The sequence below is a fragment of the Natrialba aegyptia DSM 13077 genome, from assembly GCF_000337535.1.
Classification (GTDB): Archaea; Halobacteriota; Halobacteria; order Halobacteriales; family Natrialbaceae; genus Natrialba; species Natrialba aegyptia.
In genome coordinates, this window is record NZ_AOIP01000031.1 from 60,781 (window position 1) to 77,989 (window position 17,209).

The 17,209-nt window shown below is 67.7% G+C and carries 15 protein-coding genes; 3 read left to right on the plus strand and 12 right to left on the minus strand.

Annotation, left to right across the window (positions count from 1 at the left end; all coding sequences use genetic code 11):
- Positions 1-78 precede the first annotated feature (78 nt).
- The 10 genes from kdgK1 to C480_RS11515 form a co-directional block, all read right to left on the minus strand.
- On the minus strand, positions 79-1,032 hold the full coding sequence (kdgK1, locus tag C480_RS11470; protein ID WP_006665777.1) for a bifunctional 2-dehydro-3-deoxygluconokinase/2-dehydro-3-deoxygalactonokinase: 954 nt from the start codon (positions 1,030-1,032) through the stop codon (positions 79-81).
- Positions 1,033-1,141: 109 nt separating this feature from the next.
- Positions 1,142-2,242 carry an RNA 3'-terminal phosphate cyclase gene (gene rtcA, locus C480_RS11475; protein ID WP_006665778.1) on the minus strand — a complete coding sequence of 367 codons (1,101 nt, stop codon included), beginning with the start codon at positions 2,240-2,242 and terminating at the stop codon, positions 1,142-1,144.
- Entirely contained in the window at positions 2,235-4,448 is a 2,214-nt protein-coding gene (gene mutL, locus C480_RS11480) for a DNA mismatch repair endonuclease MutL (RefSeq protein WP_006665779.1), read from the minus strand. Before mutL ends, rtcA begins: the two co-directional genes overlap by 8 nt.
- Before the next feature lie 197 nt (positions 4,449-4,645).
- Positions 4,646-5,545 (minus strand): dihydrodipicolinate synthase family protein, encoded by a 900-nt coding sequence (locus C480_RS11485; RefSeq protein WP_006665780.1) that lies wholly within the window; start codon positions 5,543-5,545, stop codon positions 4,646-4,648.
- 83 nt (positions 5,546-5,628) lie between these two features.
- On the minus strand, positions 5,629-6,429 hold the full coding sequence (locus C480_RS11490) for an SDR family NAD(P)-dependent oxidoreductase (RefSeq protein WP_006665781.1): 801 nt from the start codon (positions 6,427-6,429) through the stop codon (positions 5,629-5,631).
- 100 nt (positions 6,430-6,529) lie between these two features.
- Complete coding sequence (gene mutS, locus C480_RS11495) at positions 6,530-9,178, minus strand: DNA mismatch repair protein MutS (protein WP_006665782.1); 2,649 nt, start codon at positions 9,176-9,178, stop codon at positions 6,530-6,532.
- A gap of 915 nt (positions 9,179-10,093) precedes the next feature.
- The gene (locus tag C480_RS11500; RefSeq protein ID WP_006665783.1) at positions 10,094-10,429 is read right to left on the minus strand and encodes a tRNA-binding domain-containing protein; all 336 of its coding nucleotides are present in this window, start codon (positions 10,427-10,429) and stop codon (positions 10,094-10,096) included.
- A gap of 65 nt (positions 10,430-10,494) precedes the next feature.
- Complete coding sequence (locus C480_RS11505; protein ID WP_006665784.1) at positions 10,495-11,493, minus strand: TIGR03560 family F420-dependent LLM class oxidoreductase; 999 nt, start codon at positions 11,491-11,493, stop codon at positions 10,495-10,497.
- Positions 11,490-12,851, minus strand: coding sequence for a bifunctional hydroxymethylpyrimidine kinase/phosphomethylpyrimidine kinase (thiD, locus tag C480_RS11510; protein WP_006665785.1), 1,362 nt, complete (start codon positions 12,849-12,851; stop codon positions 11,490-11,492). Before thiD ends, C480_RS11505 begins: the two co-directional genes overlap by 4 nt.
- Before the next feature lie 129 nt (positions 12,852-12,980).
- A complete protein-coding gene (locus tag C480_RS11515; protein ID WP_006665786.1) occupies positions 12,981-13,988 on the minus strand; it encodes a HypE family hydrogenase expression/formation protein in 1,008 nt (335 codons plus the stop codon).
- A gap of 210 nt (positions 13,989-14,198) precedes the next feature.
- Here C480_RS11515 and C480_RS11520 point away from each other — a divergent pair, with 210 nt between their 5' ends.
- The 3 genes from C480_RS11520 to C480_RS11525 all read left to right on the plus strand — a co-directional run bounded on the left by C480_RS11520 (position 14,199) and on the right by C480_RS11525 (position 16,103).
- Positions 14,199-15,308 (plus strand): putative sulfate/molybdate transporter, encoded by a 1,110-nt coding sequence (locus C480_RS11520; RefSeq protein ID WP_006665787.1) that lies wholly within the window; start codon positions 14,199-14,201, stop codon positions 15,306-15,308.
- 158 nt (positions 15,309-15,466) lie between these two features.
- Positions 15,467-15,595, plus strand: coding sequence for a hypothetical protein (locus C480_RS24545; RefSeq protein WP_275040276.1), 129 nt, complete (start codon positions 15,467-15,469; stop codon positions 15,593-15,595).
- Positions 15,588-16,103, plus strand: coding sequence for a DUF7384 family protein (locus C480_RS11525; protein ID WP_006665788.1), 516 nt, complete (start codon positions 15,588-15,590; stop codon positions 16,101-16,103). The genes C480_RS24545 and C480_RS11525 overlap by 8 nt, the downstream gene beginning before the upstream one ends.
- Positions 16,104-16,112: 9 nt before the next feature.
- Here the strand turns inward: C480_RS11525 and rdgB are convergent, their stop codons facing one another.
- Together rdgB and C480_RS11535 are read right to left on the minus strand one after the other, a co-directional pair.
- Positions 16,113-16,658, minus strand: coding sequence for an RdgB/HAM1 family non-canonical purine NTP pyrophosphatase (gene rdgB / locus C480_RS11530; protein WP_006665789.1), 546 nt, complete (start codon positions 16,656-16,658; stop codon positions 16,113-16,115).
- 255 nt (positions 16,659-16,913) lie between these two features.
- Positions 16,914-17,195: a DUF5808 domain-containing protein gene (locus C480_RS11535; RefSeq protein WP_006665790.1), complete on the minus strand. Its 282-nt coding sequence runs from the start codon at positions 17,193-17,195 to the stop codon at positions 16,914-16,916.
- Positions 17,196-17,209: the final 14 nt, after the last annotated feature.

Sequence of the window (17,209 nt, forward strand, 5' to 3'; positions counted from 1 at the left end):
GCTATCGCCGACTGAACTCGCCGTCGGTGCCGTCGTTCCCGTCGTCTCCGGATCGCTATCTCCCGCTGGAAGTGGAGATCACCGAGAGATATCCTGCCCGTGTTCGGAGACGACCGCTTCGACCTCTTCCGCAGTGACGAGCGCGGCGTCGCCCGGAATCGTCCGCTTGAGCGCCGCCGTTGCGGCCGCGTACTCGAGTGCCGTCGGCACGTCGTCCCCGTCGAGTCGACGGGCGATGAACGCGCCGGTGAACGCGTCGCCGGTCCCGATCGCGTCGACGGTGTCGGTCTCGTAGGCGTCGTGGTCGTGGACGACGCTGTCGTGCCAGGCGATCGCGCCCTCGTCGCCGCGGGTAACGACGACCGTCGTGAAGTCGTACTGCGAGCCGAGTTTGTGCGCTAACTGTCGCGGATCGCCCTCGAAGCCGAGGACGGTGCGGGCGTCTCGGGCCGCGATCACGAGGATGTCGATGCCCGGGAACAGCTTCGTCATCGTTCCCTCGGCCTCCTCGGGCGACCAGAGCTTGCGCCGGTAGTTGAAGTCCACGGCGGTCGTCGTCCCGCCCTGTCTCGCCGCCTTGAGCAGGTTCGCCGTCGCATCCCGCAGGGACGAGGAGAGGGCGGGCGTGATCCCGCTCGTGAAGAAAACCTGTGCGTCCTGGATTCGATCCAGATCGAACTCGTGGGCCGAGGCGGTCGTGATGGCGCTGTCCGCGCGGTCGTAGACGACGTTCGTCCCGCGCGGGGAGCCGCCTTGCTCGACGTAGTAGGTCCCCTGTCTCCCGCGGTGGCTCCAGACGACGTCCGTGTCGATGCCGTGCTGTCTGAGTTCGCCGACGGCGCGTCGACCGAGCGGCGTCTCCGGCACCTTCGACAGCCAGGTCGCGGGCGTTCCGAGTCGCTGGGCGGTGATCGCGACGTTGCTCTCTGCGCCGCCGGCGTGAACCTCGAGTTCGCTCGCGTTTTCGAGTCGCTGCTTGCCGGGCGGGGAGAACCGGAGCATCGTCTCGCCGAAGGTGACGAGTTCGCTCACGGCTCGGCCCTCCCGAGCTGGTCGAAACCGTCTGTGGCTACCATATCGGGACAATCGAACGCTCCCGGTATAAGTTGTTCCGGTGTCACGTGGCCGCGTGACAGCGCGCTCAGGTGTCTGCGGCCGTTCCGGGTGCGACCGGGTCGACCGCGATGACGACCGCGCCGTTCTCGGGGCGCTTCTCGATCGGAACGTCGAACGATTCGAGGAGGGCGCAACTCGTCTCGACGTGGTCGGTGACGGCGGGAACGCGAACGCGCCCGCCCGCTATCGCGAGGAAGACGAGCAACTGGTCCGCCATGTGCCGGTCGACGGGTGCCGTGCCGTCGAGAAACCGGTTCGCGGCGTCCGCCGCGTTCTCGCCGACGCGCTCGGCCGGCACGCCGCGCTCGCCGAGGGCGGTGAATCCGGCGAGCGAGGTGGCGCTCTCGTCGCCGCCCCGACCATCGTCGTCGACCCGGAGCACGATGGCCGATCCGGGACAGTCGCTCGCTACTGTCGTCTCGGATCGCTCGACGAGTTCACAGTCACAGTCACAGTCACAGTCGCGCGCGTCGAGTCGTTCGAGTGCGCCCTCGGCCTGCCGACGCGCGACGTTTCGATCCGCCAGCGCGGCGGCTTCCGCCGAGTACACGCGGATCGCGGTCGACCGTGCACGATCGATCAACTCGATCGGTTCGAGCGTCGAGGGCGCGAGGCGGAGCGTCGCCTGACCGCCGCCGTCCGGGTAGAAGCCGCGGCGGCTCCACTCGCAGACCGCCGCGAGGCCGAACTGCCGGAGCAGCGGGAGCTTCACGCGCCGAAAATAGTCGAGCGGCGGCGACCACGCCACGTCCGTCCCGCCGGTTGCCGTCAATGACAGCGGCGACTCGAGTTCGGTCGCGAGCGGGAGGACGGCGTCGAACAGCAGCGTCACGCTGCCGGCGGTACCGATGTCGACGGCGTAGTCGCCGCCCGCGAGCCGTTCCCTGCCCGGATTGAACTCGACCGTCTCCGATCCGAGTTCGGCACCCGACACGTCGGCAGCCGCGAGTTCGGCAAGCGTTTCGAGGACCGCCAGGTGCTGGTGTCGAAGCCCGGGCGTTGAGCGGTCGCCGCGAACGTTCGTGATGCGAACGGGCTCGCGCTCGAGAATCGCCAGCGTGAGCGCCGTTCGCAGGAACTGGCCGCCGGCGATTGCGCCGTCGAGTTCGCGGGCCACGCTAGCCACCGTGGCCCGGGTAGTCCCGCTCGAACCGGTCCTCGATTTCGCCCTCGTCGAACTGGACGATCACCGGCCGGCCGTGCGGGCAGGCGTAGGGGTTCTCGCAGTCGTCGAGTTCGGCGAGCAGGTCGACGACCGAGCCCTCGGTCAGCGAGGTGTTGCCCGTGATCGACGGATAACACGCCAGGTCGCCGAGGAACTCGTCGGCCAGCGCGTCGACCGTCTCGGCACCCGCCTCGCGGTCGCCCTCGACGAACGAGGCGAGCACGTCCCGGAACCGATCCGGGTCCAGCGTCTCCTCGAACACCGCGGGAACGGTGGTCACGGCGACCGTGCGGTCGTCGACCCGGTCGGCGTAGAACCCGAGTTGCGCGAGCGCGTCGCGATAGGCCGCGAACGCCTCGGCCTCGGCCGCGGTCAGTTCGAGTTCGACCGGCGAGGCGAGCGCCTGGGCCGACGGGTCCTCGGCGACGGCATCCTGCAGGCGTTCGTAGTTTACCCGCTCGTCGGCGGCGTGCTGGTCGATCAGCACCAGGCCGTCGTCGGTTTCACAGACGAGGTAGGTGTCGCTGTACTGGCCGAGCACCCGCAACGGCGGGAGCGAACTGAACTCGTGATCGACGTCCGCGCCCGTCGCGGCGTCGCCCGCGAGCGTTCGCTGTTCGGTCGCGGCGTCGAACTTGCGGTCGGGATCGAGCGCTCGTCGGTTGTGCGCCGCGTCCACGGCGTCGGCGCTCGAATCCGGATCCGTATTCGTGTCCGTGTCCGTGTCTGTGTCCGACGACGCGCCCGCTGCGTTTGCCGTCGCGGGACTGCCGTCATCCGTCTCCCGCCCCGGCTTCTGTCCCGCCGCGCGGTCGGCAGAATCGGTGTCCGCCACTTCCCGAACACCCGTCGACTCAGCTTCTCGCCGCTCGGCCGCCGACTCGAAGCCGCCCCGTTCGGTATCGTCGGGCGCGACCCCCGTCGGCGTCGCCTCGGTCCGGTTCTCGGTATCGTCGACCGCGGGTGCACCGCCAGACTCGGTCCCAGTCGCGCTGTCATCGCTAGCTGAACTCGGGTTTGATTCCGGTTTCGGCCCGCCTTTCTCTCGCTCGGGCGTTTGCCGGTCGGGCGTCACTCGCGCCTCGCTCGGCGCGGATCGGCCACGCGGTGCCCGCGAGCGCAGCAGGCCGTGATCGAGCAGCGCGCTCTCGACCGCCGCATCGACCTGCCGACGGACCGCATCGTCGTCGTCGAAGCGCACCTCGCGCTTTCGCGGGTGGACGTTCACGTCGACGGCCTCGCCGGGGGCGTCGTGAAAGAGGACGACGAACGGGTATCGATCGCTTCCCAGTTGCGTTCCGTAGGCTCCCATGATCCCCTCGCGAACCGCATCCGCCGTGACGGCGCGATCGTTGACGTACGTCGCGAGGTACTCCCGACTCGCCCGGTTGGTCTCGGGGTGCGAAACGAGCCCGGAAACCCCCTCGAGCGGTCCGGGCGGGAGTTCGTCGCCGTCGGCTTCGACGGGGATCATCGCGGCGGCGACCTCGCGCCCGTAGACGGCGAGGACGGCCGCCTGGAGGTCGCCCTGTCCCGTCGTCGAGAAGACCTCGCGGCCGTCGTGGGTCAGCGAGACGGCCACGTCCGGGTTGGCGAGCGCGTAGCGCGTGACGATCCGATTGACGTGGGCGAACTCGGTCGCCGTCGTCTTGAGGAACTTCCGGCGGGCGGGCGTGTTGTAGAACAGGTCCGCGACCTCGACGGTCGTTCCCGCCGGACAGCCCGCGGGCTCGACCGACTCAACCTCGCCACCCTCGTAGACGAGTTCGGTGCCGGCGTCGTCGCCGTCCTGCGGGCGCGACCGAATGGTGAGCCGCGAGACGGAGCCGATGGTGTGGAGGGCCTCGCCGCGGAAGCCGAGGGTGGTGACGCCGGATTCGATGTCGTCGAGCCCGTCGATCTTGCTGGTCGTGTGTTCTCTGACGGCCGCTCGAACGTCGGCCTCGGACATGCCGCGGCCGTCGTCGGCGACGCGGACGAGTTCGGTGCCGCCGGCGTCGACGGTCACGTCGATGGTCGAGGCGTCGGCGTCCAGGCTGTTCTCGACGAGTTCTTTGACGGCGCTTGCGGGCCGCTCGACGACCTCGCCGGCGGCGATGCGGGCGACGGTATCGTCGTCGAGCCGGCGAATGTCCGTCTCGTCCCGTGGCGGTTGTGTGTCGCTCATGGTCTGTGGTGGGTGTGGTGGCGGTGGTGGCTCCCGAACGCGGAGATCCCGATCGGGGCGGCGTCGTGAACTCGTCTCGCCCCGTCTCCGTCGTTCCGATCGATCGGTGTCTAGTTCCCACTGGTGCTCGAGGGTGGTCAGAATTGCGATTCCGCACCCGTCCGCCGAACGATGGAAGTCCCCGAGATCCTCGCTCCCTACGCGCGCAGCGACAGCACCTCCTCGAGGCTGTTCTCGATCGCCGTCCGGCCCGCTGGCGGCACCTCGACCAGCGGCGGGCGAACCGCGTCCGTCGGGATCACCCCGCGGGCGGTAAGCGCCGTCTTCGTCGCCGGTGCGAACCCGTACTCGCCGCAGGCGTCGAACAGGCGTGACACGGCCCCCTGCAACTCGCCGCCGCGCTCGTCGTCGGCCCGCTCTGCAACCTCGGCGTAGACCTCGGGAACGACGTTCGCGAGCGCGTTCACCCCGCCGTCGGCCCCCATCCGAAGCGCCGGGACGAGCAACGCATCGTAGCCCTGCACCACGCGGAACTCCGCCGGCGTCCGTCGTATCGCATCGCAGACGAACTCGAGGTCGCCGCTCGAATCCTTCAGTCCGATCACGTCCTCGCGGGTCGCCAGCGCGTCGATCGTCTCCGGTGCGAGCCCCCGACCGGTACAGGACGGGATGTTGTACAACAGCAGCGGCAGCGGCGACTCGTCGGCGACGGCCTCGAAGAACCGTCGATTGCCCGCCGGGTCGTTCGCGGTGTGGAAGTACGGCGGCGTGACGACCGCCGCGTCCGCGCCAACTGCGGCGATGTCCTCGATCGCCGACAGGGCTTCGGCGACGCTCGTCGCGGCCGCCCCCGCGAGAACGGGCACCTCGCCGTCAGCGTGGTCGACCGCGAGTTCAGTGACGCGTCGGCGTTCGGCCGGGGAGAGGCTCGCGAACTCGCCCGTCGTTCCGCAGGGGAAGATCCCGTCGATACCGCCGTCGACGGTGAACTCGACGAGGTCGCCGAACGCGTCGGCGTCGATGTCGCCGCTCTCGTCAAATGGTGTTACGAGCGGACAGGTGATTCCGGACAGCGCTGCGGTGAGGGTGGGTGGCATACGTCCGTCTTCCGGGGCCGTCGACAAAACGTCTCGTGTCGGTGCAAGCGCGGGAGTCGACCGCGAGCGGGTTTCGAAGCGGCTTACTCCAGTCCGAGGTCCTGGGACATCGAGTTCCCGGCGCGGGGGACGCCCTTCGCGGTGAGCGTCTCGCCGGTGATGAACGACGCGGCCGGACTGACGAGGAACTGGACGGCGTCTGCGATCTCCTCGGCGTGGCCGATCCGGCGCTCGGTCTTCTCGCGCGAGGGCATGTCCTCGCTTTGAATGCCGAGCGTCTCGGCGACGCCGGGCGTCTGGATCAATCCCGGTGCGATGCAGTTGACGCGGATGCCGTCGCCGGCCCACTCGGTCGCCAGCGTCTCCGTCAACCGGATGATCGCCGCCTTCGAGGCCCCGTAGTGGCTCTCGCCCGGTGCGGCGTGCTGGCCGTTGACCGACGAGAGGTTGACGATCGACCCGCCGTCGCCCTCGCGCATGACCTCGCCGGCCAGTTGGGTGCAGTGGACGGTGCTGTGGAGGTTGAGGTCGACGATGGTCTTCCACCCGTTCTCCGAGATGTCCTCGAAGTTCGCGACGAACTCGCCGCCGGCGTTGTTGACGAGTACGTCGATGTCGCCGAACGCCTCGACGGTCTCGTCGACGAACGATTGCACCTGGTCGCGCTCGCGGACGTTGCATTCGACTGCGAGGGCCTCGCCCGGGACGTCCTCGGCGTCGGTGATCGCCTCGGCGACCGGCCCGATGCGGTCCATCGAGCGCGAGCAAATCGCGACGTTCGCCCCGCTCGCGGCGAGCGTCTCCGCGATCGCCTTTCCGATTCCCTGACTCGCGCCCGTGACGATGGCGGTCTCGCCCGCGACACCGTAGTCTGGTTCGTGCATCGTGCTACCTGATGCCGCATTCGCCTATAGATTTACCGATGGAAACGCAGCTGGTCGAAAACTGTACAATGGACGGGTTCGCGTGCCTGCCCGTCGAGTATTACTCCGATAGTTTCTCCTGCCACTCCTGGACCTTCGTGATCAACTCGACCGGCGGCGTCTCGTTCACGTCGAGTTCTTCGAGGTCGTCGAGGACGGCTTCGGTTTCGGGGTCGATATCGTCGGATTCTGTGGTATCGTTCGGCGCACCACCGTCGGCGTTCGCCGGGCCGCGGAACTGCCCGTTGCTCACGTCGAACACCGTCTGGACGGGGTCGCTCGAGTGTCCTCCCTTCGCCTCGATGGCCTTCTCCTCGCGCAGACGCTCGAGGACATCCCGTGCGCGGTCGACGACGGGACCGGGGACGCCGGCGAGATCCGCGACGTGAATGCCGTAGGATCGGTCCGTGGGGCCGTCACGCACGGCTCGTAGGAAGGTTACGTCGCCGTCGCGCTCATCCGCGGCGACGTGGACGTTCGCGACCCGCGGGAGGTTCTCCGCGAGGCCGGTGAGTTCGTGGTAGTGGGTCGCAAACAGCGTCTTGGCTGCGACCTCGTTGTGCAGGTACTCGGTGGCCGCCCAGGCGATCGAGATGCCGTCGTAGGTTGCGGTTCCGCGCCCGACCTCGTCCAGGATAACGAGCGACTCCTCGGTCGCCGTATGGAGGATGTTCGAGAGTTCGCTCATCTCGACCATGAACGTCGAGCGGCCCTGTGCGAGTTCGTCGAGCGCGCCGACGCGCGTGAAGATGCCGTCGACGAGGCCGATTGTGGCTTCCTTCGCCGGGACGAAGCTCCCGATCTGGGCGAGCAGGACGATGCAGGCGACCTGTCGCATGTACGTCGACTTCCCTGACATGTTGGGGCCGGTGACCACGAGGAAGCCCCGATCCTCGCCGTCCAGCCGAACATCGTTCGGGACGAACTCGGTGGTCTGTTCGACGACGGGATGGCGGCCCTGATCGATGTCGAGCGCGTCGCCGCGGTGCAGGTCGGGTTTGACCCACCGGTTCTCCGCGGCGTGGGTCGCGAGACTCGCCAGCGCATCGACCGTCGCGAGGGCGCGGCCGACGTCCTGTAAGAGTTCGGCTCGCGCGGCCACGTCGTCGCGAAGCGATTCGAAGAGGTCGTACTCGAGTTCGCCGCGTTGCTCCTCGAGTCGGAGGATTTCGCGTTCTTTCTCCTCCAGTTCGTCGGTGGTGAACCGTTTGGAGTTCTTGAGGGTCTTGACCTGCTCGTAGTGGTCGGGGACCCCGTCGGCGGCGGATTTGCCGACCTGGATGTAGTAGCCGTCGGTCTTGTTCCGGTCGACGGTCACGTGCGAGAGGCCGTGTTGGCGCTTCTCGCGCTCGTCGAGCGTGTCGAGCCACTGCTTTACCTCCTCGTGGCGGTCAATGACCTCGTCCAGATCGTCGTCGTAGCCGTACTGGAGGAGTTCGCCCTGGGTTACCGTCGAGGGCGGGTCCTCGGCGATGGCGTCTTCGAGCGCTTCCCGAAGGGCCGCCGCGGCGGCGCGGTCCGGCCGGTCGATGATGCCGGCCAGCGGCGACTCTGCGAGAGCCGGCGTCGAGTCGATGGTCTCCGCGAGCGCCGGGAGCACGGCGAGGGTTTCCCGAACCGCGAGGAGGTCGCGCGCATCCGCGCTGCCGTGGGTCGCCTTCGATGCCAGGCGTGCGAGGTCGTAGGCCTCGCCGAGCGTATCCTGCATCTCGTCGCGTTCGAGCGCCGCCGACGAGAGGGCCGCGACACTCTCCTGGCGCTGCTCCAGCGTTTCTAGCGCGCGCCGCGGGCGCTGAAGCCACTCCTTCAACAGCCGGCCGCCGGCGCTGGTCTGGGTGTGATCGATCGTCGCGAACAGCGAGCCGTCGCGCTCGCCCTGCATGGTTTCGGTGAGTTCGAGGTTGCGCTGGGTCGTCGCGTCGAGGGTGACGTGATCGTCGCCGTGATGGGCCTGGATGCGCGTCATCGACGCGAGCACGCCGGCCCCGGTCTCCTCGACGTAGGCGAGAATCGCGCCCGCGGCGGCCGTCGCTTCGGGACCGACCGACAGGCGCTCGACGGTCTCGCTGCCGAACTGCTCGCGAACGGCGTGTGCGGCGCGCTTCGGGGCGAAGGCCTCCGTCTCGTGAAGCGTCAGCGCCGCGTCGATGCGCTCGCGGACCGTCCCCAACAGGTCGTCGTCCGTCCGGCTGTCGGGGCCGGGCAGCACCTCGACGGGATCGAACCGGTAGAGTTCGGTCAGCGCGGCGTCGGTGTCCGCGGCCTCGGCGACGAGAAAGCGCCCCGTCGTCACGTCGGCGAAGGCGAGGCCGTAGCGCGGATCGGAGCCGGAGCCGCCGTCGACCACCGCCGCCAGGTACTGCGCGTCGGCGTCGCTCGTCTCGAGCAGCGTCCCGGGCGTGACGACCCGCTGGATCTCGCGCGCGTGGCCCGATTCGGTTTCGTACTGGTCGGCGACGGCGACCCGGTAGCCGCGCTCGACTAAGGCCTTGAGATACGGCGTCAGGTCGTCTAACGGCACGCCAGCCATCGGGTACGACGAGCCGTGCGAGGACTTCTGGGAAACCTTGAGATCGAGTTCGTCGCTGACGGTCTCCGCGTCCTCGCCGAAGAACTCGTAGAAATCCCCACACTGCATCGCCAACAGCTCCGCGTCGGTGTCCTCCTTGAGCGAGAAGAACTCGCCGACGATGCCCGTCGCCTCTGTCATACTCGGAGCCTGGCTTTCCATCACAAAAACCCTGCGGGATCCGTGGTGGAAGTGATCGAAACCGAACGCGGGACACCCGTCGAGTGGACGAGATCTCTTCGAGCGGAACTGACCGGAAACGCCCACTCGGGACAGCGCCCGAATCCCTCCCCGAAGAATCTCGCCTCTCCTCTCTCGTCCACAACCGTGACCGCCTCTTCTAACGGTTAGTATCGCCTTTCCCAAACCGATTCATTTAGGAAAGCATATGTAATATCTACGAGTTTCACTCGTATGTCCCTCCGTACGCGGCGGCAAACTCTACTGGTGATGGGCGGTGGTCTCCCTGTGGTACTCGCTGGTTGTTCCGGCCGCGAGAGTTCCACAGTAGATACCCGATTGCTACAACTTCAGGCGATCAATCATGAATCTGATGCGTATGAGCTCTCTGTTGAAATAACCGAGAACGGTGAGGTGGTATACGAGAGGGCGGTCGAAATCCCGTCAGCTGCGGATGAATCGACTGGATTGGGAGACGAGAAGTGGAGCGGAGTAGCGTTTGAGGGGTATCCGACAGAGCCAGGTTCGTATATTTTACACACGTGGCGAGGTGATCAATCCAGGGAAGATGCCGTAACTCTTGATTTCGCTGCGTACGATCAGGAATGTGTTCAGGTGCGGATATATATTGGCGACGCACGAGCAGACAGTGGCGCTGGACTCAGTATCTGGAGATCATTCGACTGTTCCACCGTCGACTGATCTTGGGGAACTGACCAGCCGCTACGTTCCTTCGTTGACCGGGAAACACGCTCTCTTCGAAGGACCGAACTCGGGTCGAAAAACATCACACTTTCGAATACGTTTTCGGTGAAGAGTTCACTGGAGAACGACCCGAACAGTTCGATCAGTACCCGAGACGGGATCGGTGTCGAGTTAATACAGCGACCCGCCGAGCGGGACATCCACATCCCGATCCGGTTCGACCAGCACCGGGAACTCGTCCTCGTCGGGGACGCCGACGGTCAGCGCCTCGGATTTGAATCCCGCAATCCGCACCGTGCCCAAGTTCGTCGCACACAGCACCCGCCGGCCCTCGAGTTCAGTCGGGTCGTAGTGGTGATCCAGTTGCGCCGCGGACTGAATCTCGCCGTGGTCCTCGCCGAGGGTGATCCACAGCTTGGTCATCTTCGGTTTGTTCGCCTCAGGGAACGATTCGGCTTCCAGTACCTTGCCGACGCGAATCTCGGCGTCGAATGGGCTTTCGACCATGCGCGGTGCTATCGTCCGCACGGAGAATGAGCGTTCGGTTTCCGGTAGTCTTGCGGACCGCAGGCTCACGCGAGCAGTTCGTCGGCCAAGAGCACCAGGCTCTCGTCCTCGTCGGCCGCCGCGTCCGGCACCGCTAGCATGACCGTCTCGATCCCGGCGTCGACGTACGCATCGAGGCGCTCGCGGATCTCCGCCGGCGTCCCGGTCGGTGCCGTCTCGACGTATCCCGAAAGGAAGAACTCCCGCGGCTCGCTCGGCTCGTCCGGCAGGAACTCGTCCGCGAACGCTGCCCGTTTGCGTTCCGCATCCGCGGTCGTCTCGCCGACGAAGACGAACAGTTCGGCGGACTTGCGGATCTCGTCGTACCGCGCGTCGTCCTCGCAATGGCCTCGCAGTACGTCGAGCTTCTCCCGAAATCCCTCGGGCGAGAGGGTCCCGAAGTTCCAGCCGTCGGCCAGTTCGGCTGCGTACCGAAGGGTGAACTCCTCGCCGCCGCCCCCGATCCAGATCGGCGGGTGCGGGTCTTGGACCGGCCGCGGCTCGCAGAACGCGTCCTCGAGTTCGATATCGAGATGCTCGCCCTCGTAGCTGTAGCTCTCTTCGGTCCACAGCCTCTGTAGAATTTCGACCGTCTCGGCGAGCCGCCGAAGCCGCTCTGCCGGCGGCTCCCTGAACTCGTAGCCGAACCGGTCGTACTCGTCGCCGTACCAGCCCCCGCCCAGGCCGAGGTCGAGTCGGCCGTCGCTGATCCGGTCGACCGTCGCCGCCATCTTCGCCAGCAGCGCGGGCTGCCGGTAGGACTGGCTCGTGACGAGCGTACCGACGCGGACCCGGTCGGTCGCCTCGGCGACGGCGCTGAGCGTCGTCCAGCACTCGTGGGCCCCGCGACGCGGGTCGCCGATCCACGACTGGAAGTGGTCCTCGAGCCAGACCGCGTCGTAGCCGATCGATTCGGCCCGAATCGCCGTCTCGCGGACCGCGTCGATCTCGGTTCCGTACTGGGGAAGGATGACGCCGACGTCGAGTTCGGTCGCCGTCTCGACCGCGGCGTCGGGTGCGCTCATCGGCGCACCTCCGAATCGAGCGCGACGACGCGCTCGGCGAGGGTCGCGGCGTCGTCCGCGAGCAATTTCGTCATCGCCTCCTTGCCGACCGCCCCGCGGTCGATCACGGCGGTCGGCGGCTCCTCGTCGTTCCGATCAGCGAACGCCTGCCGCGCGCCCCATCCCATCGTCTCGCCCTCCTCATCGGCCGTCGGCTCGTCGGCACGGTCGTACTCGGCGCGTTCCCAGCCGAGTTCAGCGAGCGCCGCCTCCACGTCCGCGCCGAACCGGCAGTTGACGGCGAACCGGAGGTCGGGACTGAACTCGCGGGCGGCGAGGAGGAATCGGGCGACGTGGCTCGACGCGCCGAATCGGACGCCGCGGTTGGGCTGGATTCCAGAGAGCGTGCGCGTGATGCGACCCTCGACGGCGGCCGTCTCGTCGACCGATTCGGCGTAGGGGGTCGCGCCGACGACGTTCATCCCGACTTCGGGGACGAGTTCGGAAACGTCGGCGTCGACGAGTCGGTCGACGATGGTCTGTACTTCTTCGCTCGTCGCCTCCCGGGCGGCCGCGTTTCGCAATTCGACGGCGTGGTTGACCGCCCCGTCGCCCTCTCCGACGTCGTAGGCGTATCGTACCGCCCGCACGAGGAAGTCGGTCGCGCCGCCGACGGCCGTCTCGAGGTCGTCCCCCGTCGCCAGGCGGGCCGCGATCGCCGCCGACAGCGCACAGCCGGAGCCGTGGGTCGCCGCCGTGTCGATGCGCGGGTGTTCGAACGTCGTGGTGCCCGCGTCGGTGACGAGTACGTCTCGAACCGTCTCGCCGGGAACGTGTCCGCCCTTGACGAGCGCCGCGTCGACGCCGAGTTCGCGGATCGCCTCGCCGGCCTCGCGGGCGCTCTCCTCGTCCGTCACCGCGATGTCAGTCAGCACCTCCGCCTCGTCCGCGTTCGGCGTCGCGAGCGTCGTGTCCGACAGGAGATCCTCGTAGGCCCGTTCGGCCGCGGGTTCGAGCAACCGATCTCCCGAGGTCGCGACCATCACGGGGTCGACGACCAGCGGAAACGCGAACGAACTCGCGCGCTCGGCGACGGTCTCGACGAGTTCGGTCGTCGCGAGCATCCCCGTTTTCGCGGCACCGACGTCGAAGTCGCCGGTGACAGCCCCGATCTGGGCGTCGACCTCCTCGGCGGGGAGGGCGAACGAGCGCTCGACGCCGCGGGTGTGCTGGGCGGTGACGGCGGTGATAGCCGACGTGCCGAAGACGCCGTGGGCGGTCATCGTCGCGAGGTCGGCCTGGATGCCGGCCCCGCCGCCGGAGTCGCTGCCCGCGATCGTCAGCGCGACGGGGCGACCGTCGGGTGCTGGAGTTCTCATAGCCGGGGATATTCGCTGGTTATACAAATCGATAGTGGTCCGAAAACCGGGCGGATCGACGAACTCGCTCGACGGATGGAGTGAGCCCTCATCGGTCGACTCGACGACTCGGAAGCGGTTCAGTCTGTGCTACTCACGTGCAAGCTCCGCGTAGGCCGCCCACGACGGATCGGTGCGCGGATGCTCGAGTCGTTCGCCATCGACCGCGACCCCGGACCCCGATTCGACGCGGCCGATGTCCGCGACGACGGTCCCTCGGTCTTCGAGCGCCGTCCGCACCGCGTCGACGCCGTCCGGGTCGACCGCGATGACGAGCGAGCCGCAGCTGGTCATCGCCCAGGGGTCGAGTTCGAGGCGTTCGCAGACCTCGGCGACACCGGGACGCACCGGCACCGCCTCCCGGTCGATCGCGAATCGGGCGTCGGCACCCGCCGCCATCTCGTTCAGCGCGCCCGCGAGCCCGCCCTCGGTCACGTCGTGCATCGCGGTGACGGGTCCCGACGCGGCCGCCGTAAGCGCGTCCCTGACCGCGTAGACCTCGTCGAGGCGGTCCTGCGCGTCGGCGATCACAGTCCGTGGGAGATCCAACTGGTCGCCGAAGAGGGTGCTGAGGAGACCGACGGCCTCCACGGCTGGCCCGGTCGTCAGGAGGAGCCGATCGCCGGCGCGCGCGCCGTCGGGACGGACGACCGCGTCGTGCTCGCCGACGCCCATCGCGGTCGCCGCGCCGACCCACGGGTGGGACGGATCGGAGTACCGCGCCGTGTGCCCCGTCACGACCGAGACGCCGAGGTCGCGACACTCCCCGTGAATCGTCTCCCAGACGGTCGCGAACTCGTCGTCGGTCATCGTCTCGGGGAGGGTAAAACAGATCGAGAGGTGTGACGGCGCGACGCCGCTGACGGCAACGTCCGCGAGCACGAGATCGAGCGCGAACCGAGCCGCGCGCTCGAAGCCGAGTGCCGGCAGGATCGAGAGCGGGTCCGTCGCAGTAACGAGCGCCTGTCCACCGATATCCAGCACGCCGAAATCGACGCCGTGAGTCGGCCCGATCACGACATCATCACGAGACGCGCCCAGATTCGGCGCGATCCGGTGCTCGAAGAACTCGCGGTCGATCTTCCCGAGGTCGGTCATACGCAAACCAGTCGGCCGACCGATCTTCAGCGTACTGATCGCCGACGTGCACGCCCGCCCCGGACGAGTTCTCGCTGCCGACGCGAACCGTTTCCGTCCGTCCACGAGTCCGACACGCGGCGTAACCACCGACGGTTCACTCGCTCCGAACAGGAAACCGCAATCGGTTTCTGCAAACAGTGAAACCGATCCCCGCCAAAGAGCGTGTGAATGGCGCACCCGCTCCCGTCGCCGACTCGGTCCGACCTCGAGTTCTCGACCAGCGAACTCTCGGGTGCGCTAGGTGATTCGGTTACCGTCCTGCCGCTGCTGGTCGCCCTCGCCGCAACGACGACCGTCTCGCTACCCCACGTGCTCGTCGGCTTCGGCGTTTTCCAGCTCGTCTGGGGGCTGTACTACGGCTTGCCGCTCTCCGTCGAGCCGATGAAAGCGCTGATCGGACTCGCGATCGTCGGGTCGCTTTCCTACGCCGAACTCGCGGCGGCCGGGCTGCTCGCCGGCGTCGTCCTGCTCGGCGTCGGGTCGCTCGGCCTCGTCGGCTACCTCCAGCGGGTCGTCGGCGAACCCGTGATCCGTGGCGTCCAACTCGCCGTCGCCCTGCTCCTATTCGAGGCCGCCGTCGACCTCTCGGTCGGCGCGCCCGGCGTGGCCGCCGCCGGCCTCGCCGTCGTCGGCGCGCTCGCCCTCGCGGGCTACCGGCAGTCGAGCGTCCTCGTCGTGCTCGCACTCGGCGGCGTCGCCGCGATCTTCGCCGCCGGCGTCCCGACGCCCCGCGTTCCCGCAGCCGAACTCTTTCCCGCCGGCGCGCCGACGCTCTCCGCCGCGGCGATCGAGGGCACCGTTGCCCAACTCGGGATGACGGTCGGCAACGCGGCCATCGCGACCGCGCTGCTCTGTGGCGACCTCTACGACCGGGATATCTCTGCCGACAGGCTCTCACAGAGCATGGGCGTGACCTGTCTCACGGCGATTCCGTTCGGCGGCGTCCCGATGTGTCACGGCAGCGGCGGCCTCGCCGGCAAGTACGCCTTCGGCGCGCGAACCGCCGGCGCGAACGTCCTCCTCGGCCTGGGGTACGTCGCCCTCGCGCTCGTCGCAACCGGCGCGCTGCTGGCCGCGTTCCCGGTCGCCCTGCTCGGCGTCTTGCTCGTCGTCGTCGCAATCGAACTCGGCCGCGCGGCGTTCGCTCCGATCTCCGTCGCGGACACCCGCGCGCTCTGCCTCGTCGTCGGCGTCGGCGTCGTCGGCCTCGCGGCGAACGTCGGCGTCGCGTTCGTCCTCGGTGCCGTCGCGTTCTGGCTGTTGTCGCGTTACGCGTGATACGGTCTGCTGTAACGATTTGCCGGTACAACCGCAGGACGGGCGCGGTTGCGCCGGAAATGACTGACAGCAGTCCGTATGAATCGTCCACGAACGCGGCGCGAAACCGGGCGCGAAAACCCGGGCGACTTTTCTCCCGATAGGACAAACCACCGCCGATGACCACCACCTGGGGCGACCTCTTCGAACGCGGAGCGACCTACGACATTGACCTCGACCGGATCCGCGCGACCGCCGACGAACTGGACGACTACCCGGCGTCGAGTTCAGGTGAGCGGGATGACTGATCCTGATCCCGATCCGGATTCCGATCCCGATCAGACATCCGCGCAGCCGAACCCCGCCCGTATCGCCGCCGATCCCGCGGTTCTGGCCGCCGATCTCCTGCTCGACGGCGACGCCCGCAGGGCGCTGGATCACGTCCGCCGCCACTCCTGGATCGATCTCGTCGCGAGCGATCACCTGCTCGCGGCGACCGAACGCCTCGTCGCCGCCCTCGCCGACCCCGACCTCGCGGCCGACCATCGAGCGCGCCTCGAAGCCGATCGCGTCGCCGTTGACCACCCCGCCGACGATCACCCGGCACTCGCCTCGGCCTACCGCGGCGAGGCGGCGCACTTACTCTCCTACGACGAGTCGCTGAACTCGGCGGCCGCCGGACTCTCCATGCAGCCGCGGCTCTCGCTTAGCGTACGGACGCCGGACGCGTTCGCGACTGTGTTCGATCCCGAAAACCTCTATCCGGCGGTCGAAGGCGGAACATATCCGGGACCGGACCGCGACCCGCGCGAATAAGTTGACCGACTACTGATCGGCGTACCACTCGGTAAACGTCGCCAGCGCTCGCCCGCGGTGTGAAATTGCGTTCTTCTCTTCGACATCCATCTCGGCCAGCGTCTGCCCGTTGAACTCGAAGATCGGATCGTAGCCAAAGCCACCGTCGCCGCGCGGCGAGACAATGGTCCCCGCAAGCGTTCCCTCGAACGTTTCCGTCCGGTCGCCGTCCGTGAACCCGAGAACCGTCTTGAACCGCGCCCTGCGGTCGTCCTCCGACTCGACGAGTCGCCAGAGGCGTTCGACGCCGACCGTGTCCTCGACGTACGCCGAGTACGGCCCCGGGAAGCCTCCGAGCGCGTCGACGAACAGGCCCGTGTCGCCAACCAGAATCGGGTCGACGTCCTCGAGTTCAGCGAACGCTTCCTCTGCGCCGCGAACCGCGATAGCTTCGAGCGAGTCGCTCTGGATTTCCGTGTAGTCGTAGGGCACCTGTTCGACGGTGGTGATCCCCTCGAGATAGGACTGGGCCTCGCGCGCCTTTCCGTCGTTCCCGGTGACGAACCGAATGGCCATATTCGAGGCAGCGGTCGCCGCGGGAATATAGCCGTCGGTTGCGCCCGCTATGAGTCGAATCGGTGCCCGACGGGCAACCGACCGCTCGAACGAGCACGAGTAGACGCTCGACCCTGGGACTGTGACTGAACGCGAGAGCGAACTCGAACGCACAGACGCCCCGCTCACGGGCGGTGTGGCAGTTATTACCGCTACGCCATCCACTACAGAACCTACAGAACCGAGAGAAACGGCGCGTGCAACTGAACTCGCCGTTCAGTGATCGTCGTCGACGATGACTTCGACGGGTTCGTCTTCCTGCTCCTCGGTGTCCGTGGACGAGCCCTGCTCCTGTTGCCACAGCAGCGCACCGGCGACAACGACGACGATCCACGAGCGCCAGTTCGCGAGATTAAGCGTGTAGCCGACGCCGAAGGGCTTCTCGACGAGCATTCCCTCGCCCGGCTGCCAGTACGACGAGAGCATGCGACCGATGCTCGGCCGTTCGAAGTTGTACGGTACTCCGAGAATCTCACCGGAGGTCGGTTTGTCTGCCATACCCGCCAGTACGA